The sequence below is a fragment of the Chlorobaculum parvum NCIB 8327 genome, from assembly GCF_000020505.1.
Lineage (GTDB): Bacteria > Bacteroidota > Chlorobiia > Chlorobiales > Chlorobiaceae > Chlorobaculum > Chlorobaculum parvum_A.
Genome location: NC_011027.1, coordinates 54,236 through 79,206 on the forward strand (window position 1 = coordinate 54,236; position 24,971 = coordinate 79,206).

Consider the following 24,971-nt stretch of genomic DNA (forward strand, 5'->3'; position numbering starts at 1 on the left):
CCTTTTTGGCGCCCGCTGGACAGAGCGCATAGTGTTTCCTGGAGGGGTTGAACTCTTCCGGATTAAATCGGTACCGGCTCTTTCCGTTTCCTTTCATGATCATGCAACGGTCGTCTGCCCCTGCAGGAGGCTGTTGCGTCAAGGGCACGGTGCGCCGTACGCATCAAGCTAACCTCAAGTTCAATAACATCATGATTCGTAAATCCGCATGTTCGGTTGCGGCATTGCTCGCCCTTGCCGGAGCCACTCCCGCTTTTGCCACCAACGGCATGAACCTCGAAGGCTATGGCGCCAAGTCGATGGCGCTGGGCGGTGCCGGCATGGCTTTCGATACGGGCAACTCAGCCGTCATGAACAATCCGGCCACCCTCGGCTTCATGAAAGAGGGGGTTGAGGAGATCGGACTCGGCCTGCGGGGGCTGCATCCGCACATCGAAATCGAGAACGGCGGCATTTCCGACAAGTCTGATGCCACCTCCTTTTTCATGCCCTCTATTTCCTACATGCGCCGCGACGGGCGCATCACCTGGGGCGCGGCCATGCTTGCTCAGGGCGGTATGGGCACCGAGTACGGGGACGATTCGCCAATGTTCGCTTTCGGCACCTCGATGATGGGCACTCCCGGCGTTGCCCTGAGTGGCAAGGACATCCGGAGCGAGGTCGGCGTCGGGCGCATCATGTTTCCGGTGGCCTACCATCTGACCGATGACACGACCATCGGCGCATCGTTCGACGTGGTGATCGCCAACATGGATTTGCAGATGGACATGGACGGCGCGCATTTTGCGCAAATGATGGGCGGGGTCGGCGGCTCGGTTGGCGGATCGATGGCCGGGACGTTGCAGTCTATGATGCCCACCATGGTTTCCGACATCAATTACACCCGGTTTGATTTCTCCAACGACAACCCGTTCACCGGCAAGGCCAGGGGCTTTGGTACCGGCCTGAAATTCGGCATCACGCACAAGTTCAGCAAACAGCTGACCTTTGGCGCGAGCTATCACACGCAGACGCGTCTTTCCGACCTCGAAACCAACCAGGCGAAGCTCTCGTTTGACGGTGAGGGTCCGGCATTTGCCGGCGGAGCTGTTTCGGTGAACGGCAAGATCAAGATTCACAATTTCGAGTGGCCTGCCACGATTGCCGCCGGTTTGGCGTTCCAGCCGAACGACCGCTGGCTGATCGTTGGTGATGTCAAATTCATCGACTGGTCTGCGGTGATGGATACCTTCTCGACCACCTTCACGGCGGATGCCTCCGATCCTTACTTCGGCGGGCAGACGCTCGATGTCAGTCTGGATCAGGACTGGCGCGACCAGACCGTCTGGTCGGTTGGCGTGCAGTACAAGGCGACCGAAAAGCTCGCGTTGCGCGCTGGCGCCAGCTTTGCCAACAATCCGGTGCCGGACCAGTTCCTCAATCCGCTCTTCCCGGCCATCACCACCAACCATTACACTTGCGGATTCGGTTACAAAGTCAACGATGCCACCAAGGTTGGCGTGGCGTTCAGCTGGGCTCCGAGAGTCGAGGAGACCAATGGCGATCAGACCGTGATTTCGCACAGCCAGACCAACTGGGCGCTGAATCTGGTGCATGAGCTTTAATCAGGTCTCGGACAGCGTAGGTTGAGCTGTTTGAGCAGAAACGCAAAAGGCTGCCCTGGCGTTGGAGCCCGAGCAGCCTCGTCGGTTGACGATGTGCGATTCTGCAGGAGTCAGATCAGTTTTCGTCGAGCGTGAAACCGATTTTGCAGGTGACCTGCCAGTAGGCGATTTTCTGGTCTTCGACGTGGCAGCGGGTTTCAACCAGCTCAACCCAACGGATGTTCCTGATGCTTTCGGCGGCTTTGGCCATGGCGTTGTTCACGGCCTCTTCGATGCTGCTGGTCGAGGAGCCTACAATTTCAATTTTTTTATAAACGTGTGCGCTCATAGCGGTGCGTGGTTATGAGGATTAAGAGATGCTAACGATTGACCTCCGAAGGTTTTGAAGGCAACCATACCTGAAAATAGGCTTCTCGGCACGAAAATAATTCCCCCTGACGCTTTTTTTGTGGAAAATGGGTTCGGAATAGCGCAACCGTCCAGTCGATGGGAGGGGGTGATCGGTTGTCGTGTCTGCAAAACTTATGCATCAGCGCAGGCTCCCTGATGCGTAAACGCTTCTTTCAGGAACGTTCGATTTTATTTGGGAGTTTGAATGCCACGCCTTATAATATAACTGATTAATTGTATCGTTATATAGTGTGCTTTTTGCGGTATTGTGGGATACCCAGGCATTAACCCTTCAACTACCGGATTTCGTGGTATGAAGCATAGCGCTTCCATTGTTCACCAGATGCTTCCAGCGTTGATTGTGCTTGGCATGGTTACGCTCATGACGCCTGCAGAGGCGTTCTGCGCTGCCGCTCCTACGTCTGCGGGCGCTCCATGGTGGATATGGGTCGTTGGTCTGTTTGTGTTTTCGTTCATTCTCGGAATTGTCGCTGTGCTTGGCGGTGTCGGGGGCGGCGTCTTGTTCGTGCCGATCGTCAGCAGTTTTTTCCCGTTTCATCTCGATTATGTTCGCGGGGCGGGGCTTTTGGTGGCACTTGCCGGCTCTCTGGCTGCCGGGCCGCCGCTGCTGCGTAAAGGGCTGGCAGATCTGAAACTCGGCCTGCCGATGGCCCTGATCGGTTCGGTCAGCTCGATTGCGGGCGCGATCGTCGGCCTCCTGCTTCCGGCGCGTGAAATCCAGTTGATGCTCGGCATCGTGGTGCTTGGCGTTACGGTCATCATGATCACCTCCGGAAAATCGGGCTATCCTGCCGTTCGCAAGCAGGATCGCCTTTCCAGCATTCTGCAGCTTTCGGGCATCTATTACGAGGAGTTTTCCAGGCACGAAGTCTCATGGCAGGCGCATCGCACGCCGGTGGCCATGCTGCTCTTTTTTGCGATTGGCTTTATCGGCGGCATGTTCGGCCTCGGCGCCGGGTTCGCCAACGTGCCGGTCTATAACCTGCTCATGGGGGTGCCGCTCAAGGTTTCCGTTGCCACCAGCGGCCTGGTGCTCTCCATCAACGGCTCCGCGGCTGCGTGGGTCTATATCTTTAACGGCGCAGTGCTTCCGCTGATTACCGTACCCTCGATCGCCGGCATGATGATCGGCTCGAAAATCGGCGCGAAACTGCTGCCGAAGGTCAATACGAAAACCATCAGGATGACGGTTATCGCCATTCTCGCGCTGTCCGGCATTCGATCACTGCTCAAAGGATTGGGAATATGAATAACGCTACAGAGGCTCCAGCCAACAATCTCCAGCCGGGTGGCGCCAAAAAAGAGGGGAGCTATGCGGATCGGGTACACGTTCTCTATGCCAAAACCCTCGACCTGGTCTCTCATGCGGTGATCGTGACGATGAGCATCGGCTACGTGCTCTACCTGACCGAGTTGCTTCCGCTGGGGATTCCTATCGAGACGCTGGCCGCGAACTGGAATCTGAGTGCGGCCGACATGCAGGCCAGGTTGCATCAGCCGAGTGGTTGGAGCTTTCTGACCAATCCCGGCGGGTTGCTGCAGGGCGACATCGTCAGCTACATGTCGGTCATTTTGCTTGCGCTGGCCACGCTGTTCTGCCTTGCTGTTGCCGTTACCGTCTATTTCAGGGAAAAGAAGCCGCTGTTTTTCACCATCGCCCTCGGGCAGTTTCTCGTGCTTGTGGTTGCCGCCAGCGGTATCGTGGCAGCCGGTCGATAAATGATGACTTAACCAAACGACTGAATCATGGAACCAGAGAACACTTCACCCTTTTTCTACCGATGCCGCGTCAAGGCGTCGCGCAATGAAGCGGATGTCGGCAATGAATCCACCCGCTCATCGGCATCCGTCAAGCGCGCATGTTCCGATGAAAGCGGAAGCGACTGCGACCGCGACCGTCACGAATCAGCCGACTTCCCCGAGCGCGGTTCAAGCGCCGGACGAGCCGATAGCGAGTGAGCTCGTTTTCCGACATCGCTTGAACGCCCCCATTCTCCGTTGACCCGTCACGCCCCCTTTTGCGTGGCGAAGTGCTCTGTCGTCAGTTTTGACGTCTCGTTCGATCATGCGACAAGTGCATTTTCTTTTTTGCCTCCATTGTGCCTCCGTTCGTTCATGAGCGGTTTGCTGATACTTCACGCCCCAGAGTCCGGTACTGTGGCTACGATGCAGCCATAATCATGAACGGCTGCAGAGATCATGCAGGATAATTTCCTTGCAGATTCAGCTGCTGATTGAAGTGACGGTTCTTTTTCCTACCTTTTGCCTCAGTTGATTTACGTGTACGAATGAATGTTATTCCATGAGCGCTGTTGCTGAAGAGCCGTCTCCTGAACCAAACGTTGCCGACGGTCCCGCCCGGCAAACCGAAGGGCTGAAGTCGAGGTTTCTCCAGGCGTTTCCGCCGTTTGCGGGCCGGAACTTCCGGCTCTATTTTGTTGGTCAGATCATTTCCATGATCGGCACCTGGATCGAGATGGTGGCGCAGGGTTGGCTGGTGCTTGAAATGACCGGCTCGGCATTCTGGGTTGGCGTGGCCGCGGCGGCTTCGACCGTACCGACGTTGCTGTTGTCGCTTCTGGGGGGTATGATCGTTGACCGCTATCCCCGCAAAATGGTGCTGCTTCTGACCCAGGTGCTTCTGATGATGCTGTCGTTCGCTTTTGGCGCAATCATTCTTGCCGGTCTGGCGACCATCCCGGTCATTCTCTTCCTTGCTTTCCTGATCGGCAGCGTCAGCGCGGTGGCCACGCCTGCCATTCAGGCTTTCATCAGCGAAATCGTGGAGCGAAAGCACCTTGCGTCGGCGGTGGCGCTGAACTCCTCGATCTTCAACGCCTCACGCGTGATCGGGCCGGTGCTTGCCGGTATCCTGATCACCTGGATCGGTACGGGCGGCGCTTACTTGGTCAACGGCCTCAGCTTCATTGCCGTGATTGCCGCGCTGCTTGCCATCAAGCTCAGCGATGCGACCCCACGACCGAAAACTACCGAACATCCGATCCAGTCGATCCGGGACGGCATCGCTTATGCGTGGCGGCACCCGATTATCCGGGCGATCGTGCTCTTTGTGGCGGTGGTCTCCGTGTTCGGATGGTCGTTCATGTCGATGTTGCCGGTGGTGGCCAAGCGAACCTTCGGCATCGGTGCTGACGGCATGGGCTACCTCTACTCGGCCTTTGGCTTCGGTTCGCTGTGCGGTACGGTGGTGGTGTCGGCTTCAAGTGGTAGAGTGCACAGCGGCAAGATGGTGATTGGCGGGATTCTCACCTTCGCTTCGGGGCTGCTGGCCTTCACCTTCACCACCGTGCTGCCGGTGGCGCTCTCGTTTCTCTTCATCTCCGGGCTCGGGATGCTGACCGCTTTCGCAACCATGACCGGCACCGTGCAGCGCCTCGTCGAAGACCGCTTTCGTGGTCGCGTCATGAGCATCTACCTGATGGTGCTGCTCGGCCTGATGCCGTTCGGCAACCTCTTGATGGGCTTTGTCTCGGAGCATCTCGGCACGGCGCTCGCGTTGCGGGGCGGCGCGCTGGTTTCGATGGTTGCTGCCGTTTCACTCTTTACCTACCGAAAAGAGATTTCAAAAGCCTGGGATGCGTATCGGGCTTCGAGCGGAACGTAAGGCTCTGTGGCTTCGTTATGGTGGGAAAGGCACCGCCATGAAACGAATCATTTTACATGTTCCGCTGATCCTGTTTGCGCTTGCCGCTTGCCAGGCTGCGCCGCAAGGATCGACGGTAACCCAATCCGGAGCCGCCATGAGCAGCAACCATTCGCAGAATCCCTACTACTCGCGTACCGACACTACCAAGCTCGATCTCCCGGACGAGGTTTGGAAAAAGGTGCTCTCGCCCGAACTGTACGCCGTGGCGCGCAAGGGCGAGACCGAGCGGGCATTCACCGGCAAGTATTGGAATTACGAGGGGCTCGGCACCTACTACTGCGCGGCCTGTGGGAACGCACTTTTCCGCTCCGACGCCAAGTTTGCCAGCACCTGCGGCTGGCCGAGCTTTTTCGAGACCGTGCGTCCCGGCAGCGTCGAATATCGGGAAGACAACTCCTACGGCATGATGCGCACCGAAGTGCTCTGCGGAAGGTGCGATGCCCATCTCGGCCACGTTTTTGACGATGGCCCGCCGCCCACTGGCAAACGCTTCTGCATGAACTCGGTCTCGCTGGACTTTGAGCCGGACAGCAATTGATCATTGACAGTTGATAATGGATAATTGAAAAGGCCGAGCACGGGTTTCGTCCGTTATCCAACTCGTCCGCGCTGTTCAACGACACTATTTGCAGGGGCGGGTTTCACGCCCGCCCTTATGGTGTGCCGGAATGTTACGGCGAGTTGTATAAAGCGGTCGGCTGATGCAATAGGGGCAGGCGCGAGCCCTGCCCCTACGAAGAATGGAGGGAATGCTGCCCCAATCTCAGTGCGCCGACGAGATGTCGGCTTTCTGCTTTTTGTCAACCCTGATGAAGAGCAACAGTGGCAGGCATATTGCAAACAGGATGGCGATCATCTTGAAGGCGTCCATGTATGCCAGGTGGTAGCTCTGGCGGACGACGATGCCTTCGAGCGCAGCCATCGCGGCCTGTCCTGCTTCGACTGGCGAACTCATGTACTGGCCAAGCGCCTGCTTCATACCCTGCAATCGCTGGACGGCGGCGGGGTCGTAGGGCGAGAGGTGGCTGAGAATGTCAAGGCGGTGCGCAGCCACTCGCTGGGCGACGTAGGTGTTGGTGATGGCGATGCCGAACGAACCGCCGAGCTGCCGTACCATGTTGTTCAGGCCGGTCGCCTGCCCAATATCCTTGCCGTGCAGTCCCGTGACGGCGAGCAGGGTGACCGGAATGAAGATGAATCCGAGCGAGAGCCCACGGAGGAGCAGTATCAGAAAGAAGTTTTCTGCACCCGACATGAGCGTCTGGTTGCCCAGTTCCCAGCAGAACAAAAAGAATGTGGCCATGCCAACCGTCATCATCAGCTTCGGCGATGCTCCTTTCTGCAAAGCTATGCCGAGCGGCATAGAAATGATGCCGGTGAGCATGGCGCTGGGAAAGAGCACCAGGCCGGTCAGCATTGCCGTGAAGCCCAGCAGGCGTTGCACGAAGACCGGAAAGACGAACAGTGAACCGTACAGCCCGAAGCCGACGATGAAAGTCAGAACGGCGGCGATGGCCAGGTTTTTGCTTCGCGCCAGCACGGAGAGGTCAACCGCCGGATGGTCGGTGTGCAGCTCCTGCCAGACAAAAGCTATCAGTGATACCACCGCGATGATGGTGAACCAGACGATATAATCGGTCTCGAACCAGTCTTTCTGTTCGCCCCGTTCGAGTACGAACTGGAGTGAGCCGATACCGATGGCAAGCAGTCCGATGCCCGACCAGTCGATCTTCTGCACGGCGTGCTTGACCTTCGGTTCGGTAACGAAGGTGAGCGCCGCCCACGCCGCCGCGATGCCGATCGGGATGTTCACGAAGAAGCACCATTCCCAGGCGAAATAGTCCACGAGGTAACCGCCAAGCAGCGGCCCGATGGTCGGGCCGAGCACCAGCCCCATCGAAAAGATGCCTGTCGCCGCGCCGCGATCCTCCGGCCTGAAGGTTTCGTAAAGGATCGCCTGTGAGGTGGGCAGCAGTCCTCCTCCGCCTATGCCTTGGATGAAGCGGAAGAAGACCAGCATCCAGATGTTGGTCGAGATGCCGCACAAAAACGAGGCGACCGTGAAGAGCACGATCGAGGCCACGAAGTAGTTGCGGCGTCCGAACAGGTTGCCGAGAAATCCCGACAGCGGAATGACAATCACGTTGGCGATGGCGTAGCTCGTGACCACGTAGGAGACATCCTCGATGCTCGCGCCGAGGTTGCCGCTGATGTGGTTGATGGCCACGTTGACGATGGTGGTGTCGATCAGTTCGAGCATCGCCGCCACGATAACCGTTACCGTGATGATCCATTTTCTGGCCCCGGTTTCGTAATGGTGCTCCGGCGCGCGCGCGCCCGGTATGGCTGTTGCGGTACTTGACATCACTTCACCTTCACTTCTGCGATCACATTCATTCCGGCGGCAAGCGGCAGTTCGGGCTTTTCGTCGAAGACGATCTTGACCGGAACCCGCTGGGCCACTTTCACGAAGTTGCCGCTGGCGTTATCGGGCGGGAGCAGGGCGAACTGCGCGCCGGTTCCCGCAGAAATTGAGTCGATATGGCCTTTCAGCTCCTTGCCGGGGAAGGCATCGACTTTGATGATCACCTTCTGGCCGGGGCGCATATGTTCGAGCTGGGTTTCCTTGAAGTTGGCCACCACCCAGAGTTCGTCGCTGCCGACAATGGCGATGAGCTGCTGGCCGGGCGAGACGAACTGGCCCGGTTGCACATTCTTTTTGGCGACCTGTCCGTCAGCCGGTGCGGTGACGGTTGTCCACGAAAGCATGAGCTCGGCGTTCTTCAGCTCGGCCTCGGCAAGCTTTTCCTGCGCAAGTGCGGCTTTGTACTGGTCTCCGGCTGCGGAGTGCTGGGCTGTCGAGGCTGTGGCGCCCGCCGTGACAGCATCGAGTTCGGCGCGGGAGATCACATCCTGCTTCTGGAGGTTCCGGCTGCGGCGAAGGTCGGCATTGAGCTTGGTCTGGTTTGCGCCTGCAGCCACGATTTCCGCCTTTGCCGCCGACACTGCGGCGCGCGCCCGGAGGAGCTGGGCCTGAGCCATGTCGCGCTTGACCAGATAGTCAGACTGGTCGATGGTCAGAAGCGTGTCGCCAGCCTTGACCATCTGGTTTGAATCAACCATCACGTCGAGCACGTTTCCGGGCACGCGGGGGCTGACCGGGTAGATGTCTCCGGTGATCTGGGCGTCGTCGGTCTCCTCATGGCTGAGCGAGTGAACGAATTCCATGCCGCCCCAGCCGAGGCCGATGGCGAGCAGGACACCGAAGATGGCCAGCCGAGGCCATGATTGCCCCTGCGGTCGTTTGTCGAGGGCATTCGCCGGTTTTTCGTGGTTTGATTGCTGCTGTTCTGACATTGATGTTCAATCGTTGGAGTTGGTCAATACTTCGGTTTGCTCTTTCTGATGCGAGGTTTTTTCTCCATCGCGCTTCGGCGACCTGAGCACGAGTACCGGGCGCGTTGCCTGGCGCATCACCGCTTCGGCCGTGCTGCCGACCAGGAGCCGTCGGAAATCGCTTGCGCCGTGCGAGCCCATCACGATGAGGTCGGCATCGGCTTTTTCGGCGTATTCGATGATGGCTGCGGACGGCGTGCCGTACTCGACGGCGAAACGTACGCGGCATCCGTAGCCCGAAAGCAGGTCGGAGTAGCCTGAGAAGTTATGGAGGTGCTCCTTGAGCATTGTGCCGTGATCGCCTGAGCCGGAGGCTCCGATATGCAGCACGATCAGCTCCGCGTTGCCTCCGCACTGCCCTGCGGCATGAAGCAGGGCCTGTGTCGAGGCGACAGAGAAGTCGGTCGGGCAGAGAATGGTTCTGGATGATTTCGCAACGGTATTTGTCATGATCCTTTCTCCTGTTTTTGGGCGATCAGATCGCCAGAGGCGCGCCTGACGTCATAGGCGTTCAGTACATATTCATAACGGGCCTGCAGGTGGGCCAGCTCGGCTTCGGCCAGTGCCGCTTCGGCATCGAGCAGGTCGAGCGTGGTGGCAAGGCCGTTGTCGTAGCGGATTCGCGCGTGTTGCGCAGCGAGGTCGGCCTGTGAAACCTGAAGGCAGGTCGTTTCGATTTTCTGTTCGCTGCTTTTCAGGTCGTTGAGCGACTGGCGAATTTCGGCCTGCGCCATCTGCTCGGTATCGAGCTGCTGTTGCTCGGCGGAGCGTTTCATGGCGGCGGCTTCCCTCAGCGCGGCGCTTCTGCCGAAGCCGTCGAAGATCGGTACCTGCAATTCAACTCCGGCGGCAACGTTGGTGCGCATCTTGTCGATATCGGGCATGTAGCCGTTGGCCGTGCCCCACGAGGCGCTGCCTACGATTTTCGGCAGGAACTCCTTGCCGGCCAGCGATTTTTTGTATGAGGCCGCCTTGAGGTTTTCGCGGGCGAGCATCAGCTCCGGACGCTGCTCCAGCGCTGCGGCTGCAAGGCGGTTGGCGTCCTTGTCGGCCACCGTGATGTCGAACGAGCCGCTCAGGTTCAGCGGAGCCTGCTCGTCGAGGCCGCAAAGACGGCGCAAGGCAATTTCCTGATTGTGCAGCTGCGTTTCGTAATCGATCTTGCGATTTCCGGCAGCGGCGAGACGCACCTGGGTGGTCAGCAGGTCGAAACGGGTCGCGGCCCCTTCATCGTAGCGTTTCTGCATGTGATCGAGGTTTTTCTGCAGGGCGTCGATCTCCTTCTGCTGCACGCTGACCGCCTCCTGGAGGAACAGCACCGAGTAGAAGGCCCGGATGGTGGCCAGCGAAAGATCGCGCAGGGTGATCTCCTGCCGGATGCCCGCCGAGTTGCGTCCGGCCTTGGCCAGATCGACCGTGCGGCCTGTGCGTCCGAAATCGTACAGCATCATTTCGGCGGTGACGCGCGCGTCGTAGTTGTCGTTCGGTACGAACTGGATGGTGGCGCCGCCGAAATTTGCCTCGGCGACCGGATCCAGGTAGCGGTAGCCGGCGCTTGCGGACAGATGCGGGAAGTAGCCGCTGCGTCCCCGGGTGACCTGCGCATCGGCAGCCTTGACCTCCTCGACAGCCTGCAAGGCTCGCGGATTGTGCTCGCGGGTCATGCGCAGCGCCTCGTCCAGCGTGATCGGTTCAGATGTTGCCGGGGCTATCTCCTCAGCGCGGAGCGGCTGCGCCGTCGTCATCACTGCGGCGATCAGGAGGAGGGTGGCAATGGATTTGTTGTGCTTCATAGATTTGAACAATTCCTGTGTTGGTCGGTCAAATGTTCTCTTTTCATTGGAACCGTTATCGGGATCGACATGGTTCTGGTCCGGCGCCGATCCCGATTTCGATTCTTTCATCGTTCGTTTTGCATTTTCATCGTGTAGTCTTCTGAGGCAGTGCCGCTTCTTTGCCGGGCAGCCTCGATCAGCATGGTATCAAGGTTTATTCATCAATTATCGTGCCAGTTGTCGATTTTGCCTGTAGGCCCTGCTTTTCAAGGCTTTGAGCTTGTTATTTATTTCTTGTTTTTCTGAAAATTTCAGAAAATTCTCTTAACTTCCTTCTGAATAAATCAGAAAATCAGCTATGACAACCACGCACTTGCCCGAGGCGCTTCGGCTCATGCAGTATATCGGCGACGCCATCGGCACCATCCGTGACCCGCAGGAGCTGTTCCGCACGGTCACCGACAAGCTTCGCCTCATCTTTCCGTTCGATTCGGCGGTGATCATCACCCTCGACCGGGACCGCCGCCGCGTGAGTGTTTTTTTCGAGATGCTGCGCTTCGAGTTGCCCGACCATCTGCGGGTGCAGCGGCGCCCCATTACCGGCACCTGGCTTGAGGCGCATCTCGACGACCGCGGGGTGACCGTCGCCTCCATCGCTCACGATATTCCTGCGTTTGGCGAGGAGGATGCTCCGCTGCTCCGGACGCTGCACGAGTTGGGAATGCGGCAGATTGTGCTTTCGCCGCTTCGTTCCGGTGGGCGGGTGATCGGTTTTCTCAGCTTTGTTTCTGCAGAGGAGAAGCTGTGGAGCGATGGCGATAAATCGCTGCTTTCCGGGGTCAGCTCCTCCATCGCCATCGCGGTGAGCAATGCGCTGGCCTACGACGAGCTGCGCCAGCGCGAGGCGGAAACCGCCATGCAGCTTGCGATCAACAATGCACTCTTCACCACCAAGGATCGAAGCCAGATGCTGCTGACTGTCTGCGAGCAGATCAGCCGCCTCGTGCCCTGCTCGTTTCTTGGCATCCGCGTGGTTGGTTCGGACGGGCGGTTCCGTATTTACGATAACTTCATGCGCGGGTCGGGCAGCAGTTTCGCGCCCTTTTCGCCACTCGAACATCTTGAAATGTTGCCCGACGACCCCGTTGCGCGGGAGAGCATTGAGGTGATTTCGCGGCCCGGCATCTATTCCGGCGAGCGCTTTGAAGAGCTGTGCCGGGATTTTCGCATTCTCGAACTGGTGCGCGATCGCTTCGGCATCAGCTCGATCATCGTCGTGCAGCTTTGGGATTTGCCCGGCAGCCGCGCGGGGCTGATCATTTCAGGCGTCGGCGTTACGCTGGGCGACGAGGAGGCGCGCACGGTCAGCCTCATTGTGCCACAGCTCGCGCTGGCATTGCAGAACTACCTCGCTTTCGACGAGATCGACCGGCTGCGCCGCAAGCTCGAAGGGGAGCGCACCTACCTCGTCGAGGAGATCCGCGCTGCACACAACTTCGAAGAGATCGTCGGCAACAGCGCACCGCTGGCCGAGGTGCTGCGGCGAGTCAGCCTGGTTGCTCCGACCGATGCCACGGTGCTTATCGAGGGCGAAACCGGCACCGGCAAGGAGCTGATCGCCCGCGCGATCCACAACCTTTCGCCGCGCAAGGAGCGGGTGCTGGTGAAGGTCAACTGCGCCGCCCTGCCCGCATCGCTGATCGAGTCCGAGCTGTTCGGCCACGAAAAGGGGAGCTTCACCGGCGCGACTGAACGGCGCATCGGCAAGTTCGAGCTGGCCGACGGCGGCACGATCTTCCTCGACGAAATAGGCGAGCTTCCGCTGGAGCTTCAGGCCAAGCTGCTGCGGGTGCTTCAGGAGAAGGAGCTCGAACGCATCGGCGGGCGGAGCGTGATTCCGGTCGATGTGCGGGTCATCGCCGCCACCAACCGCGACCTTGAAAAGGAGGTCGCCACCGGTCGCTTCCGTCAGGATCTCTACTTCCGGCTCAACGCCTTTCCCCTATCGGTGCCGCCGCTTCGCGAACGCCGCGACGACATCCCCGTGCTCGCCATGTACTTTGCCCGCAAATTCGCTCGCGAGTTCGGCAAGCCGGAACGCGCCATCCGTGAGCACGATATGAACGAGCTGGTCTCGCGAGAGTGGCGGGGCAACATCCGTGAACTCTCCCACACCATTGAGCAGGCGGTGATTGTCTCCGAAGGTGACACGCTCGACCTCTCCTCAGCCCTGCCTCCGAGGGGTGAGCCTGGCATGGAGGCGCAGGCGGAGGTCATGACGATGCAGGAGTTCGAGGAGCAGGCGCGGAACATGGAGCGCAAGCTCATTCTCGATGCCCTCGACCGCGCCGGAGGCAAGGTCAGCGGTCAGGGTGGCGCGGCCGAGCTGCTCAGGCTCAACGCCAAGACGCTCTATTCCCGCATCGACAAGCTGGGAATTCGCAAGCGGTACGGGGCGGGGTGAGCAAGGATTTGCTTACATTAACCCATATGCTTCTTTTTTTCAGTCTTATCGTTGCTTCCGGTTCTTTTGAAACAACGCCAACCCCTAAATCAAAAAGATCATGAAAGCTATCTCCCGTCGATTGTTTGCCGCTGTGCTGGTGCCGGGTCTCTTGCTCTCGGCATGTGGCGACAAAAAAGAGGCCAATGCGCCCGGTTCAGCCGCCGTTGAGCAGGCCTCACCCGCGATTGCAGGTCCGTTTACCGGCGTCCTGACCATGAAAACCACCATGCCGAACGCAGGCACGAGCGACATGAAGCTCTATATCGGCCCGAAAGGAATGCGCGCAGAGAGCAAGACCGCCGTTGGCGGTGCCGGTACGATTTCAATGACCGTGCTGTCGCTTACGGATAAGCCCGATAAAATCTACATGATCAACGAAGCGGCCGGTTCCTGCATGGAGCTGGATGTGTCAAAAGTCAAAGAGGAGGCGCCCGACGATCCATATCTGGATGCGAAGATCGAAAAGCTCGGCAAGGAGGAGGTGAACGGCTTCGACTGTAACCATGTCCGGATTTCATGGCCTGACAAACAGAACACCGTTGATCTCTGGGTGAGCAAGGATATTCTCGACTACTTCGCCTACGCGCGCATGCAGGGTTCGGAAGATCGCAAATATGAGCAGCTCGCCGAAAAACTCAAGGCTGCCGGTCTCGACGGCTTCCCCGTCAAGACGCTGATTTCTCCGGAAGGCGTGGTCACCGAGCTGGTCAAGGCTGAGCGCACCACTCCGGACAGCGCCCTTTTCGAAGTTCCGGCCAACTGCACGAAGCTGGAAATCCCCACAATGCCAGACGGCCCGCAGGGGATGAGCGAAGAGAAGATGAAAGAGATGGAAGAGTTTGGCCGCCAGATGATGCAGCAGATGCAGCAGAAGTAAGTCAGCATGACGATAAAGACGAAACCCCCGGCGATGTCGGGGGTTTCGTCTTTTATGGGGTGGCTGGGTTGGCGATTAATTTGTCGCCGTCTCCATCTCCTTCTTCTTGAACTCGATTGCCAGCCACTTCTCCTCATAACCGGCGTGCGCAACCTTCATCCCGGCGAGGAACGTGGGAAGGATGACGCCCTTCTGGTAGTTACCGATTCTGACCGTCAGCGAGTCGCCGACCTGCGTGACGTTGGCGGCCATGCGGTTGTCGAAGACGAAAGGCAGGCGGAGCTTCATGATGTAGTGGCCTTCACTGACTTTGTGAATATCCACATGCTCTTCGTGGTAGAAGATGTCCAGCGGGTTGCGCTCGCCGTAGACCGTTTCACCCACCTTTTTGAGCATCTCCATGCCGAGCACCTCCTTGCGGTAGAGCGGCACTTTGGTTATGGGAATCGGTGCGAATGAGGTCTCGATCTCTTCGATGTACTTTTTCTGAATCTCTTTCCACCCCTCGAAGTAGTGGCCGTCAACGTCGTCCATATAGACGCGGTTGATGATGATCTGGTCAACCGTGATGCCGTAGAGGTTCAGGTAGGTGAGAGCCCTCATCGACTCCTTGATGACCATTTTTTCGGGGTTCATGACGAGCCGGACGGTGGTTTTTGAATCGTCGGACAGGAGCTCGATGATTCCTTCGATCGATGAAAAGAGGTGGTCGACCTGGTCATAGACTTCCGTTTCCGGCACGAAGTCGTGCAGGCGGCCGATGCGCTTGGAGAGCGGGCGGATGACCGGTTTGACCACATATTTTTCCATGTTGCGCATGAGCTTGAGCATCCAGCCGAAGGTCTCCGGAATAGAGAGCAGACGCAGGGTTTCGCCGGTTGGTGCGCAGTCCACAACGAGCAGGTCGTATTCGTTGGAGTCGTTGTAGCGCTTGATGTAGGAGAGCGAGAAGAGCTCCTCCATGCCGGGCAGCACACCCATCTCCTCGACGTAAATGCCTTCGATGCCCTGCACCTCCATCAGGTGGGCGAAGTGCTCGCGTACCACCTCCCAGTTGAGCGAAAGGTCGCCGTATACGCTGACCTCCTGGCCCCAGAGATTGTCGGCGATCTTGACCGGTGATGGGCCGAGTTCGATGTCGAAGGAGTCTCCGAGGCTGTGCGCCGGGTCGGTGGAGATCACGAGTGTTTTGTAGCCCTGCGAGGCCGCCCTGACGGCGGTTGCCGCAGCGACGGAGGTTTTGCCCACGCCGCCTTTCCCGGTGAACACGATGTTTCTCATGGCTGGAATGGTTGGGTTGCCCTGAATCCGATCGTAGAAATGTTAACAGGATCGCGCTCTTGAAAATTCAGTTCAGGTGCGTGTTCAGGGGCGATAAAGCGCAGCCAGGAAGAGCCGCTGGTTCGTCGATTGTCAGGGGGTTAAGGATGCTTTTTCGTGTTCCGGCACTTTCGAGGCAAAATTTCCGTTAATCGGTTAATCAGTAGTTGTACATGATCGGGATTGCTTACTTTTCATGTGTAAAAACAGGATGATTCTTGGTTTATTATGACTATATGGTTATAGTTGAATTCGGTTGTCCATGATTCCCGGTGTTTTGTTGTTGTGTGCCCGCTCTTTGCCGAGCTGCCGCTTCAGCCGGGACGTGAACGTTGAAATGGCTACGAGGAACGACCTCTTGACGGTGGTTTTGGCTTCCTGTGATGGACATTTCGTTTAACAATTGAAACTGCACAATCAGTATGGCAAAGGTTGTCGTTTTGGGAGCTGGCGTTTCAGGGCATACCTGCGCCTCCTTCCTCAAGAAAAAGCTCGGGAAGAACCACGAGGTGGTGGTGGTTTCGCCCAATAGCTATTATCAGTGGATTCCGTCGAACATCTGGGTCGGTGTCGGCCAGATGACCATCGACGATGTTCGCTTCAAGCTGCACAAGGTTTATGATCGCTGGGGAATCGATTTCAAGCAGGCGAAAGCCGTTTCGATCCATCCGGAGGGTGACGCCTCTATCGACAAAGGGTACGTCACGATCGAATACACCGATCCGGAGTACGCCGGTCAGACCGAAATCGTCGATTACGACTATCTGGTCAACGCTACCGGTCCGAAGCTGAACTTCGAGGCGACCGAGGGGCTTGGCCCCGACAAAAACAGCATGTCGGTCTGTACCTACAGCCACGCTGCCCATGCGTGGGAGGAGTTGCAGAAAAGCATCGAGAAGATGAAAGCCGGACAGAAGCAGCGCTTTCTCATCGGCACCGGCCATGCGATGGCTACCTGCCAGGGCGCGGCGTTCGAATATATCCTGAATATCGCGCACGAAATCGCCACGCTTGGCCTGAGCCACATGGCGGAGATTACCTGGATTTCCAACGAGTACGAGCTGGGTGACTTCGGTATGGGTGGCGCGTTCATCAAGCGCGGTGGTTACATCACCCCGACCAAGGTGTTCACCGAGTCGCTGCTTGCCGAGTACGGCATCAAGTGGATTCGCCGGGCGGGCGTTTACAAGGTCGAGCCGGGCGTGGCGCATTACGAAACGCTCGATGGCGAAATGCTTTCGCAGGAGTTCGATTTCTCGATGCTGATTCCGTCGTTCTCGGGGGTCGGCCTTACCGCGTTCGATCGTGAGGGTAACGACATCACCGACCAGATGTTCCTGCCCAACAAGTTCATGAAGGTTGATGCTGACTACACGCCCAAGTCGTTCGATGAATGGACGGCTGCCGACTGGCCGACAAAGTACCAGACGCCGATGTACGACAACATCTACGCTGCGGGTATCGCTTTTGCTCCGCCGCACCCGATCTCCAAGCCCCTGAAAAGCGAGAATGGCCGCCAGATATTCCCGACTCCGCCGCGCACCGGAATGCCGTCGGGCGTTATCGGAAAGATCATCGCGCTCAACATCGCCGAGCAGGTCAAGGGCGGCCACAAAGAGCACCACCATACCGCCTCGATGGCGCGCATGGGCGCGGCCTGTATCGTATCCGGCGGCTTCGGCTCCTTCGACGGTCTCGGTGCGTCGATGACCGTCTTCCCGATCGTGCCTGACTGGGAGAAGTATCCCGAGTGGGGCCGCGATATGAACTATTCTGTTGGCGAGGCCGGTCTTGCGGGCCACTGGCTGAAGTTCATTCTGCACTACCTGTTCTTCCACAAGGCGAAGGGCTACCCGTTCTGGTGGCTCATTCCCGAGTGATCGAGCTGTTGCGGGCCACGATAGCTGCGTTGGGTGGTGCTCGGAATCCTCACGTACTGTATGTACGCTCCGGGTTCTCTGTTCCGTCCGCCTTGCTCTCTGGTCCCTCACGACGCTCGATAAGCTGTGCATGAAGCATGAAAAAATGTTGAACCAATAAAAATCCTGAATCATGGGTAACTATAAATTCAAGGCATATTACGATGAGGCCTATCCGCCGGTGCCGGACAAGGCTACGCTGTTCTGGCGCAAGTTTGTGCCGTGGCAGCTTTTCAGGTTCCTTGTCCTGAACATCAAGATGATCCGCATCGTCGCCGGCGGCCACTCCTGATCTGCCGCTGGACGTTTAAAGCGCCATTGAAGCCCTCGATACCCCGGAGAATTCCGAAAGTGTCGAGGGCTTTTTCATTGTAACCCTGAACTTGCCGAGCCTCTGACAGACGGAGCTGAATTGCGAAGAACGAGGGATTTCGTACACTGATATTAATTGGTGTTTATCGGCTTCTCTCTGACCAGTCCATGTACACGGAGGCTCTCATATGGAAAAAACGAATAACGAACTCTCCGCCTTTGTTTGTGATGCTTTGAGGAAAGAGGTCTCGCGTGATCGCATCCGCGAGGTTTTGCTCCAGGCAGGGTGGCAGGCGGAACGGGTTGATCGTGCGCTTGAGGAGTATGCGGAAATCGAGTTTCCCCTGCCTGTGCCGAAACCCAAGCCATACCTTTCGGCGCGCGAAACCTTTTTCTATCTCCTGCTTTTTGTGACGCTGTATGTCAGCGCCTTCAATTTCGGGAACCTGCTGTTCATTTTCATCGAGCAGGCGTTTCCGGATCCGGCGATGACGGCACACTCTGTTGACTGGGTCAGTTCCCGGATCAGGGGGGCGGTATCGGCGCTGATTGTTGCTTTTCCACTGTTCCTTTATCTGTCGCGGAAAATTGCCAATGAATTGCAGAACACTCCTGCGGGGCGTTCATCGGGCGTCCGGCGCTGGCTGACCTACCTTACCCTTTTCATTGCCGCCTGCATTATTCTCGGTGATGTTTCGGCTTTGCTGTTCAACCTGCTCGGCGGAGAACTGACTGTTCGGTTCGTATTCAAAGCGTTGGTTGTCGCCGTCATTGCCGGAACGGTTTTTATCTATTACCTCAAAGGATTGCGCAAAGAGGAGCAGGAGTTATGAAGCCTGTCGGAAAGGATGGCGTGCTGGGAATCGTGGTCTCCCTTCTGGTGGTGGCGGCCGTGGTTCGCGGCCTTTTTATGATTGGGCCGATCGATGAGCAGCGGAACAGGAAATTCGATGAGCGGCGTCTGTCGGATCTTCAGCGGATTGTCTCTTCCGTCGAGTTCTATTATCGTACCCATCAGGAGCTGCCCGAGAACCTCGATGTTCTCGCAAAGCAGCCAGCCAGCCGTGTTCCGCTTTTTGATCCGGAAAGCGGCAAGCCCTATGGTTATCGTCGGCTCTCTCCGGACAGCTATGAGCTTTGCGCAACTTTCGCGCTGGAGTCCGATGAATCCACGGCTCTGCGCTGGTCACACAAGGCTGGGCGCGCCTGTTTCCGCCTGAGCGTCCGGCGCTGAAGAGGCTCAGTTTGCGCGGCTTTGCGCCAGCGATAGTTCTTATCTCCCTTTGAGCAACTGCTGTTCCAGCCAGTCGAAGGTGGCGTTGATCGCCTTGCGTGAGGCGGTTGCGGTGGCTTGTTCATCGTTGCCGGTCCAGTCGTGGCTGACGCCGTCGATGAGCACCAGCTCAGCGCGTACTCCAGCGTTTTTCAGCCGCTCTTCGAGCTGACGGGATTGCTCTGCAGGCACCGTGGTGTCGTCGGTGCCGTGGATGAGCAGCGTCGGTGGATCGTTGGCGTCAACGTGGCTGACGGGGCTGGCTTTCACAAATACGCCGGGCGGGCAGCCTTCGGGGGTGCAACCGAAAAAGCGCATCGGGCCACTGGGGTCGATCGTACTGCCGGGCGCCGTGGCCTGCTGGAACAATGCTTCCAGCTCATAAGGGCCATACCAGCCGACAAAGGCCTGCACGCGGTCGGACTCCCCGGCGTTCTCCATGCCTGGCAAATCAAACTCCATATCCTCGCCGGTGAAAGCGGTCATGGCGCCGAGATGCGCTCCGGCCGATGCGCCCCAAATTCCGACATGATCCGGATCGATGCCATACTTTCCGGCGTTGGCGCGCAGGAAGCGGATGGCGGCCTTGATGTCCTGCACGGCGCCTGGAAAGCTCGCCTCGCCACTGAGCCGGTAGTCAATCGATGCCACCACGAAGCCGCGTTCCGCCAGACGGGCCAGCACTCGGGGGAAGTCGGTGAAGTGAGCCGTCGTGCGTTTCGAGCCGGTTGTCCAGCTTCCGCCGTGTACGAAGATGACCAGCGGACGCAGGGCCTTGCCTTTGGGGCGGTAGAGGTCGAGCAGCATCGGGCGGAAGCCGGGCAGCTTCAGGTAGGTGATGTCGGGGGTGACGGTCACCTTGCCGAGCTTGATGATTGCAGGCGGGAGCATGTCGGTATTGACGTTTTCAGCCGAGATCGGAATCGGCGGTTCGAGCGGGCGGGACATGGCCGTTGCGGTGGCCGGATTGCCGAGCAACAGGGCGAGCGCGATGGTGCCGAGCTGTTTGTTGAGCATGAGAGATTCCTGTTTACAGATACCGGACGACTTCGTCGAGTGATTTCCGGGTTTTGGGTCTGGTCTGCGCGTCGGCGGAAGCGTAGGCGAGTGGCGTGATGGCGAATACCTCTTCGGTGGGGCCGAGACCGAGCGCTTCGCGCAGCATTGCCGGATCGAAGGCTGAAATCCAGCAGGTGGCGAGCCCTTCGTCATGCGCGGCAAGAATCAGGTGATCCATCGCGATACCAAGATCGGTTTCAAGCGAGTTCCAGCCGTCCGAGGGGCGCACCCACGCCTCGGTGCGGTCGCCGGTGACGATGAGGATGTGCGGCGCTTCGGCAAACCAGTCGCGCTGGTAAGTGGGGCGGACTTTGGCGAGCATCTCGGGGGAGCTGACGACGAGGAACTTCCACGGCTGGAGGTTCTTGGCCGACGGCGCAAGCCGCCCGGCGTTGAGCACCCGTTCGAGAATTTCCGGCGCGACCGGTCGGCTCTGGTCATAGCCACGGACGCTTTTTCTCGACTCGACAAGGTCGTGCAGACTCGTCATTTCTGTGCTTCTCCCTGTGTCAGATGGTTGAGCATTTCAAGGTCACCGCCCTGACCGATGGCGATGATCGTGCCGTTTTTCTGGATGATCTCCGCCGGGCGCGGTGTGGTGTGCAGCTCTCCGCCGGGCAGCTTGTAGCCGACCACGTTGATGCGGTGGTTGTTGTACAGGTCGACTTCCTGAAAGGATTTGCCGACCAGTGCCGAGTTTTCGTTCACAATGAACTGGGCGATGCGCAGGTTCAGGTTGTTCGCGTCGCTCAGCTCGTCGAGGTACTCTTCGAGCTCCGGCTCGATCAGGATGTTGGCCATGCGCTTGCCCGCCGAACGGTAGAGCATTACCACCTTCTGTGCCCCGGCGCGGAGCAGCTTGTTTTCGGACTCTTCGCAGTCCGCCCTGGCCACGATGTGCAGGCTCGGCTTCAGGTTGCGCGCAGTGAGCACGATGAAGACGTTTTCGGCGTCATTGCCCGCGGCGGCAATCAGCCCTTTGGCCCGCTGCAGGCCGGCATCGATCAGGACGCCTTCGTCCGCGGCGTTGCCCTTGATGGCAAGGTAGCCTTCGTCCCTGGCGCGGAGCACGTTGTCGATCATGTTGTCGATAACCATGAACGGAATCGACTTGATCCGGAACTCCTCGGCGACGTTGCTGCCGAGCCGTCCGAAGCCGCAGATGATGAAGTGGTCGTTGAGCTTCCGAAGCATGCGTTCATTGCGTTGTTGTTCCCAATGCTCCCTCCATTCGCCCGAAACGAAGAAGACGGCCACATTGGTCAGGGTGAAGAAAAAGATGCCCGTACCGCCGACGATCAGGGTCATCGTGAAAATCTTGCCAACATCGTCCAGCGGGCGCACTTCGCTGAAGCCGACCGTGGCCACCGTGATGACCGTCATGTAGAGGGCGTCGAGCGGGCTCATGTTTTCGAGGTACATGTAGCCGACCGTGCCCGAGATGACCAGCAGCGCCACGCTGATAATCGAAGCCGAAAAGCGGCGGATGGCGGAAATCTGTTGTGCGTCCTTGCTCAAGCGGCGATGAGAGTCATAGGGGTTGATGGAGGCCTCTCAGAGCTGGCGAATCGTGCCGAAATCGCTGGAGATGCTCTGGAACATCTTGTTGGTGGCGGTCTGCATGACCAGCGACATGCCCGCGTTGGTCATGGTGCGGATGATCTGCTCGGGAATGATGCGGAAGGCCGGATAGAGAATGAACTGCACGTCGATGCGCAGGTCGAAATCGACCTTGGTGCGTTCCCCTTGCAGCGGTAGAATGAGCAGATCGGCCGTGGCTTTTCCCTCGAACAGGTACTTTTCGGGCATGGCGATGGTTTCGCTGGCCGGAAGGTGACGCCAGGAGATTTTGCGACCGATGGTGTACTGCTCGATCATTGCGTCGGTCAGCTCATCGGGATGCATTGTGCCGAGCTCTTCGGGAAGTTCAAGCAGGAGTTCAGTTTCCTGCTGGATGTTGAAGATCACGTCGAACGGGTTGTTCTGCGGATCGGTTACCCTGAAGTGCCAGCGGTACGCCTCGTCGCGGTCGAGCGGCTCGACTTTGTGGCAGAAGGGGTTGAATTCCAGAATCCTTGCATGGTCGGACAGATAGTCAACCGTCCGGTCGAAGGTTCCGTGAAAAACCCATTGCCCTTTGCTTTTGCCTGTGGCGTCCATTTCCATGATATCATGTCCTCCAGCCCACGCCTGTGCAAAATGGCGCCTGGGCTCTGTCGTATCGTATGGTTTATAAAACTGCTCTCGTTGCCGGATTTGCCGATTCGGGTCGTTTTGCCGCCAGTAAGCGGACAAACTGAAATATAGCGACTCTGCGTTAAACTTGTGCGTTTCAGCTGCGCATTACCGATGGCAGGATCAGTTGGTTTCTGCCTTGAGGCGCTCCGCCTGGTCGTGCATCCGAAGGGCATCGATGATCGGTTCGAGCTCGCCCTGCATGACCTGCGGCAGGGCGTGGGTGGTGAAGCCGATGCGATGGTCGGTGACCCTCGATTGCGGAAAGTTGTAGGTTCTGATCTTGGCGCTGCGGTCGCCGGTGGCCACCATCGAGCGGCGCAGGTCGGCGCGGCTCTGTAGCTGCTCGGTGATCTTGATGTCGTACAGTTTCGAGCGCAGCATTTTCATGGCGCGCTCGCGGTTCTGGAGCTGCGAACGCTCCTCCTGGCAGGCCACGACGATGCCCGACGGCACATGTGTTATGCGCACGGCGGTTTCCACCTTGTTGACGTTCTGTCCGCCTTTGCCGCCGCTGCGGAAGGTGTCCATCTGCAGGTCATCCTTGCGGATTTCCACGTCCACCTCTTCGGCTTCCGGCAGCACGGCAACGCTCGCCGCCGAGGTATGGATGCGCCCCTGCGTTTCCGTTTCGGGCACGCGCTGCACGCGGTGCACGCCGCTCTCGAACTTGAGGATGCCGTACACATCGTGGCCGCTCACTTCGAGTGAAACCTCTTTCAGGCTGCCGGGCACCGAGCCTTCGCTCACGTCGAGCGTCTGGCAGCTCCATCCCTGCCGCTCGGCGTAGCGCTGGTACATGCGCATCAGGTCTGCGGCGAACAGGCCAGCTTCGTCACCGCCGGTTCCAGCGCGGATTTCGATGATGGCGTTGCGGGTGTCGGCTTCGTCCTTCGGAAGCAGCAGGATTTTGAGATTCTGTTCGAGTTCCGGCAGGCGCTCCTGAAGCTCTTCGGCCTCGGCTGCCGCCAAGGCGCGCATCTCGGGATCTTCCTCGCTTTTCTGCATGGCGAGGGTTTCGTCGAGCTGCTGTTTGGCGCTGCGCCAGTTGTCGTAGGCCCGCACGATCTCCCGGAGGCCGCTGTACTCTTTGTTCAGCTTTCTGAACCGGTTCTGGTCGGCAGCAACTTCCGGGTCGGAAAGCTGCTGCTCGATGGTCAGGTACTTGTCCTTGATGGACTGAAGTTTGTCAAACATGGTCGATGGCCGCCGCTGGAGATCAGGGGTTCAGGAGATCGTTGATCATGAAGTAGGCGAACAGGGTCAGCAGCAGGGTCATGCCGACTTGCTGGATGCGCATTTTGAGCTCAAACGGAATTTCCCGTCCCATGACGCCCTCGATGGCGTTGAGCACGAACTGGCCGCCGTCAAGCGCCGGAATGGGCAGGATGTTGATGATGGCCAGCGAGATCGACAGCACCGCCACGAAATACATGAAGCTGATCGGCCCCTGCTCGGCGCTCTGGTTGGCGATCTTGGCGATTTTGATCGGGCCGCCGACCGATTTGCGGAAATCCTCCTTTCCGGTAAAGATTTTGGCAAAGCCCTGAACCGTCATGACGCTTGCCTTCCAGGTTTGGTTGATACCGCTTACGACCGCTTCTGGAAAGGGAACAGTGATGCGTTCGCTCTCGATGGTCTGCTTGAGCGAAATGCCGATCTTGCCCGACGTGTTCGGCGTGACCTCGGTGGTGAAGCTCTTGCCTTCGCTTCTGATGCGATTGGCGTTCAGCGGCGAATCTTCATGCTTGTCGAGGTGCATCCAGGTGATCGCGAGCGGTTTCCCGGCGTTACTGGAAACGATGTCAAGTACCTGGCTCCAGTCGGTGATTGGTTGACCGTTGATCGCCGTGATGAGCGATCCTGGCAGAATTCCAGCTTTTTCTGCCGGGTTGTTCGGAAGTACCTCGCCGATAACTGGAGGCATGGCAGGCCCGATGCCGAGCGACCGGCTTTCATTGAGCTGGCTCATGAAGTCTTTTGGGGCTGTGAAAGTCAATTCCTGCCCATCGCGCATCACGGTGAAGCGGACAGATGAAGAACTGAGCTTTTCCGGATCGAGTGCATCTTCCCAGTACTGAAGCTTCGTGCCGTTGATCGAAATCAGGCGGTCGCCATCTCTGAAGCCCATCGAGGCGAAGACCGAGTTTGGCTCGACGTAGGACGGGGTTTTGATGGAGGTTTGCGATTCACCGAACATTGCCGTGATGCTGATGAAGATGACCGCGGCAAGCACCATGTTCATTGCGACGCCACCCGCCAGCACGATCAGACGCTGCCAGACTGGCTTGGCCCGGAACTCCCAGGGTTTGGCTTCACTCTGGACGTAATCGGTATCCATGCTTTCGTCAACCATTCCTGCGATCTTGACGTAGCCGCCAAGAGGAAAGGCGCCGATACCGTATTCGGTTTCACCGATCTTTTTCTTCCAGAGTGTCGTGCCGAAAAAGTCAAAGCCGATGAAAAACCGGTCAACCCTCATGCCGAAAATCCGGGCCGTGATGAAATGGCCGAATTCATGCGCTGTGACAAGAATGAAAATCGCGATGATAAAGTAAAATATCGTGCTCAGTAGATCCATGATTGGTTCGGTTCAACCGGTTAATTCGTGATGGCG

24 protein-coding genes are annotated in these 24,971 nt (G+C 58.2%); 12 read left to right on the forward strand and 12 right to left on the reverse strand.

From position 1 onward, the window contains the following. Window positions 1-191: 191 nt before the first annotated feature. Window positions 192-1,604: an OmpP1/FadL family transporter gene (locus tag CPAR_RS00245; protein WP_012501311.1), complete on the forward strand. Its 1,413-nt coding sequence runs from the start codon at window positions 192-194 to the stop codon at window positions 1,602-1,604. Between the two features lie 115 nt (window positions 1,605-1,719). On the opposite strand, the gene CPAR_RS00250 is transcribed toward CPAR_RS00245, so the two are convergent. Continuing rightward, window positions 1,720-1,932 (reverse strand): dodecin, encoded by a 213-nt coding sequence (locus CPAR_RS00250; protein WP_012501312.1) that lies wholly within the window; start codon window positions 1,930-1,932, stop codon window positions 1,720-1,722. A gap of 375 nt (window positions 1,933-2,307) precedes the next feature. On the opposite strand from CPAR_RS00250, the gene CPAR_RS00255 reads away from it, so the two are divergent. From CPAR_RS00255 to msrB, 5 genes are all read left to right on the forward strand, one after another. Further along, window positions 2,308-3,264, forward strand: a complete 957-nt coding sequence (locus tag CPAR_RS00255) for a sulfite exporter TauE/SafE family protein (protein ID WP_012501313.1) — start codon at window positions 2,308-2,310, stop codon at window positions 3,262-3,264. After that, window positions 3,261-3,734 (forward strand): hypothetical protein, encoded by a 474-nt coding sequence (locus CPAR_RS00260; RefSeq protein ID WP_012501314.1) that lies wholly within the window; start codon window positions 3,261-3,263, stop codon window positions 3,732-3,734. Before CPAR_RS00255 ends, CPAR_RS00260 begins: the two co-directional genes overlap by 4 nt. A 27-nt stretch (window positions 3,735-3,761) precedes the next feature. Further along, window positions 3,762-3,974 carry a hypothetical protein gene (locus tag CPAR_RS00265; RefSeq protein ID WP_041466076.1) on the forward strand — a complete coding sequence of 71 codons (213 nt, stop codon included), beginning with the start codon at window positions 3,762-3,764 and terminating at the stop codon, window positions 3,972-3,974. Window positions 3,975-4,317: 343 nt separating this feature from the next. Beyond that, complete coding sequence (locus CPAR_RS00270; protein WP_012501315.1) at window positions 4,318-5,640, forward strand: MFS transporter; 1,323 nt, start codon at window positions 4,318-4,320, stop codon at window positions 5,638-5,640. 37 nt (window positions 5,641-5,677) lie between these two features. After that, a complete protein-coding gene (gene msrB / locus CPAR_RS00275; RefSeq protein ID WP_041466205.1) occupies window positions 5,678-6,220 on the forward strand; it encodes a peptide-methionine (R)-S-oxide reductase MsrB in 543 nt (180 codons plus the stop codon). A gap of 225 nt (window positions 6,221-6,445) precedes the next feature. Here msrB and CPAR_RS00280 read toward each other — a convergent pair whose 3' ends face one another. Genes CPAR_RS00280 through CPAR_RS00295 form a run of 4 tightly spaced genes read right to left on the reverse strand, consistent with a single transcriptional unit; the run spans window position 6,446 to window position 10,982 of the window. After that, window positions 6,446-8,047, reverse strand: coding sequence for a DHA2 family efflux MFS transporter permease subunit (locus CPAR_RS00280; RefSeq protein WP_012501317.1), 1,602 nt, complete (start codon window positions 8,045-8,047; stop codon window positions 6,446-6,448). Then, a complete protein-coding gene (locus CPAR_RS00285) occupies window positions 8,047-9,039 on the reverse strand; it encodes an HlyD family secretion protein (RefSeq protein WP_012501318.1) in 993 nt (330 codons plus the stop codon). Before CPAR_RS00285 ends, CPAR_RS00280 begins: the two co-directional genes overlap by 1 nt. A gap of 6 nt (window positions 9,040-9,045) precedes the next feature. Then, entirely contained in the window at window positions 9,046-9,528 is a 483-nt protein-coding gene (locus CPAR_RS00290) for a universal stress protein (RefSeq protein WP_012501319.1), read from the reverse strand. Then, window positions 9,525-10,982, reverse strand: a complete 1,458-nt coding sequence (locus CPAR_RS00295) for a TolC family protein (protein WP_232203913.1) — start codon at window positions 10,980-10,982, stop codon at window positions 9,525-9,527. Before CPAR_RS00295 ends, CPAR_RS00290 begins: the two co-directional genes overlap by 4 nt. A 229-nt stretch (window positions 10,983-11,211) precedes the next feature. Here CPAR_RS00295 and CPAR_RS00300 point away from each other — a divergent pair, with 229 nt between their 5' ends. Both CPAR_RS00300 and CPAR_RS00305 read left to right on the forward strand, forming a co-directional pair. Next, window positions 11,212-13,317 carry a sigma-54-dependent Fis family transcriptional regulator gene (locus CPAR_RS00300; protein WP_012501321.1) on the forward strand — a complete coding sequence of 702 codons (2,106 nt, stop codon included), beginning with the start codon at window positions 11,212-11,214 and terminating at the stop codon, window positions 13,315-13,317. 100 nt (window positions 13,318-13,417) lie between these two features. Beyond that, window positions 13,418-14,236, forward strand: coding sequence for a DUF4412 domain-containing protein (locus CPAR_RS00305; RefSeq protein WP_012501322.1), 819 nt, complete (start codon window positions 13,418-13,420; stop codon window positions 14,234-14,236). 75 nt (window positions 14,237-14,311) lie between these two features. Here CPAR_RS00305 and CPAR_RS00310 read toward each other — a convergent pair whose 3' ends face one another. After that, entirely contained in the window at window positions 14,312-15,517 is a 1,206-nt protein-coding gene (locus tag CPAR_RS00310; protein ID WP_012501323.1) for an ArsA family ATPase, read from the reverse strand. A gap of 461 nt (window positions 15,518-15,978) precedes the next feature. Between CPAR_RS00310 and CPAR_RS00315 the strand changes: the two genes are divergently transcribed. The 4 genes from CPAR_RS00315 (at window position 15,979) to CPAR_RS00325 (ending at window position 19,021) form a co-directional block, all read left to right on the forward strand. After that, window positions 15,979-17,436 carry an NAD(P)/FAD-dependent oxidoreductase gene (locus CPAR_RS00315; RefSeq protein WP_012501324.1) on the forward strand — a complete coding sequence of 486 codons (1,458 nt, stop codon included), beginning with the start codon at window positions 15,979-15,981 and terminating at the stop codon, window positions 17,434-17,436. 172 nt (window positions 17,437-17,608) lie between these two features. After that, window positions 17,609-17,767 carry a hypothetical protein gene (locus CPAR_RS10870; protein WP_012501325.1) on the forward strand — a complete coding sequence of 53 codons (159 nt, stop codon included), beginning with the start codon at window positions 17,609-17,611 and terminating at the stop codon, window positions 17,765-17,767. Window positions 17,768-17,975: 208 nt separating this feature from the next. After that, the gene (locus CPAR_RS00320) at window positions 17,976-18,620 is read left to right on the forward strand and encodes a DUF5671 domain-containing protein (RefSeq protein WP_012501326.1); all 645 of its coding nucleotides are present in this window, start codon (window positions 17,976-17,978) and stop codon (window positions 18,618-18,620) included. Then, entirely contained in the window at window positions 18,617-19,021 is a 405-nt protein-coding gene (locus CPAR_RS00325) for a hypothetical protein (protein WP_012501327.1), read from the forward strand. Before CPAR_RS00320 ends, CPAR_RS00325 begins: the two co-directional genes overlap by 4 nt. Before the next feature lie 39 nt (window positions 19,022-19,060). Here the strand turns inward: CPAR_RS00325 and CPAR_RS00330 are convergent, their stop codons facing one another. From CPAR_RS00330 to rseP, 6 genes are all read right to left on the reverse strand, one after another. Beyond that, window positions 19,061-20,077, reverse strand: coding sequence for an alpha/beta hydrolase (locus tag CPAR_RS00330; RefSeq protein ID WP_012501328.1), 1,017 nt, complete (start codon window positions 20,075-20,077; stop codon window positions 19,061-19,063). Window positions 20,078-20,090: 13 nt separating this feature from the next. Beyond that, window positions 20,091-20,609: a nitroreductase family protein gene (locus CPAR_RS00335; protein WP_012501329.1), complete on the reverse strand. Its 519-nt coding sequence runs from the start codon at window positions 20,607-20,609 to the stop codon at window positions 20,091-20,093. Further along, on the reverse strand, window positions 20,606-21,637 hold the full coding sequence (locus CPAR_RS00340) for a potassium channel family protein (protein ID WP_012501330.1): 1,032 nt from the start codon (window positions 21,635-21,637) through the stop codon (window positions 20,606-20,608). The genes CPAR_RS00335 and CPAR_RS00340 overlap by 4 nt, the downstream gene beginning before the upstream one ends. Before the next feature lie 36 nt (window positions 21,638-21,673). Further along, window positions 21,674-22,285, reverse strand: a complete 612-nt coding sequence (locus CPAR_RS00345; protein ID WP_012501331.1) for a DUF1997 domain-containing protein — start codon at window positions 22,283-22,285, stop codon at window positions 21,674-21,676. A gap of 192 nt (window positions 22,286-22,477) precedes the next feature. After that, window positions 22,478-23,551, reverse strand: coding sequence for a peptide chain release factor 1 (gene prfA / locus CPAR_RS00350; RefSeq protein WP_012501332.1), 1,074 nt, complete (start codon window positions 23,549-23,551; stop codon window positions 22,478-22,480). Between the two features lie 22 nt (window positions 23,552-23,573). Continuing rightward, window positions 23,574-24,935, reverse strand: a complete 1,362-nt coding sequence (gene rseP / locus CPAR_RS00355; RefSeq protein WP_012501333.1) for an RIP metalloprotease RseP — start codon at window positions 24,933-24,935, stop codon at window positions 23,574-23,576. Window positions 24,936-24,971: the final 36 nt, after the last annotated feature.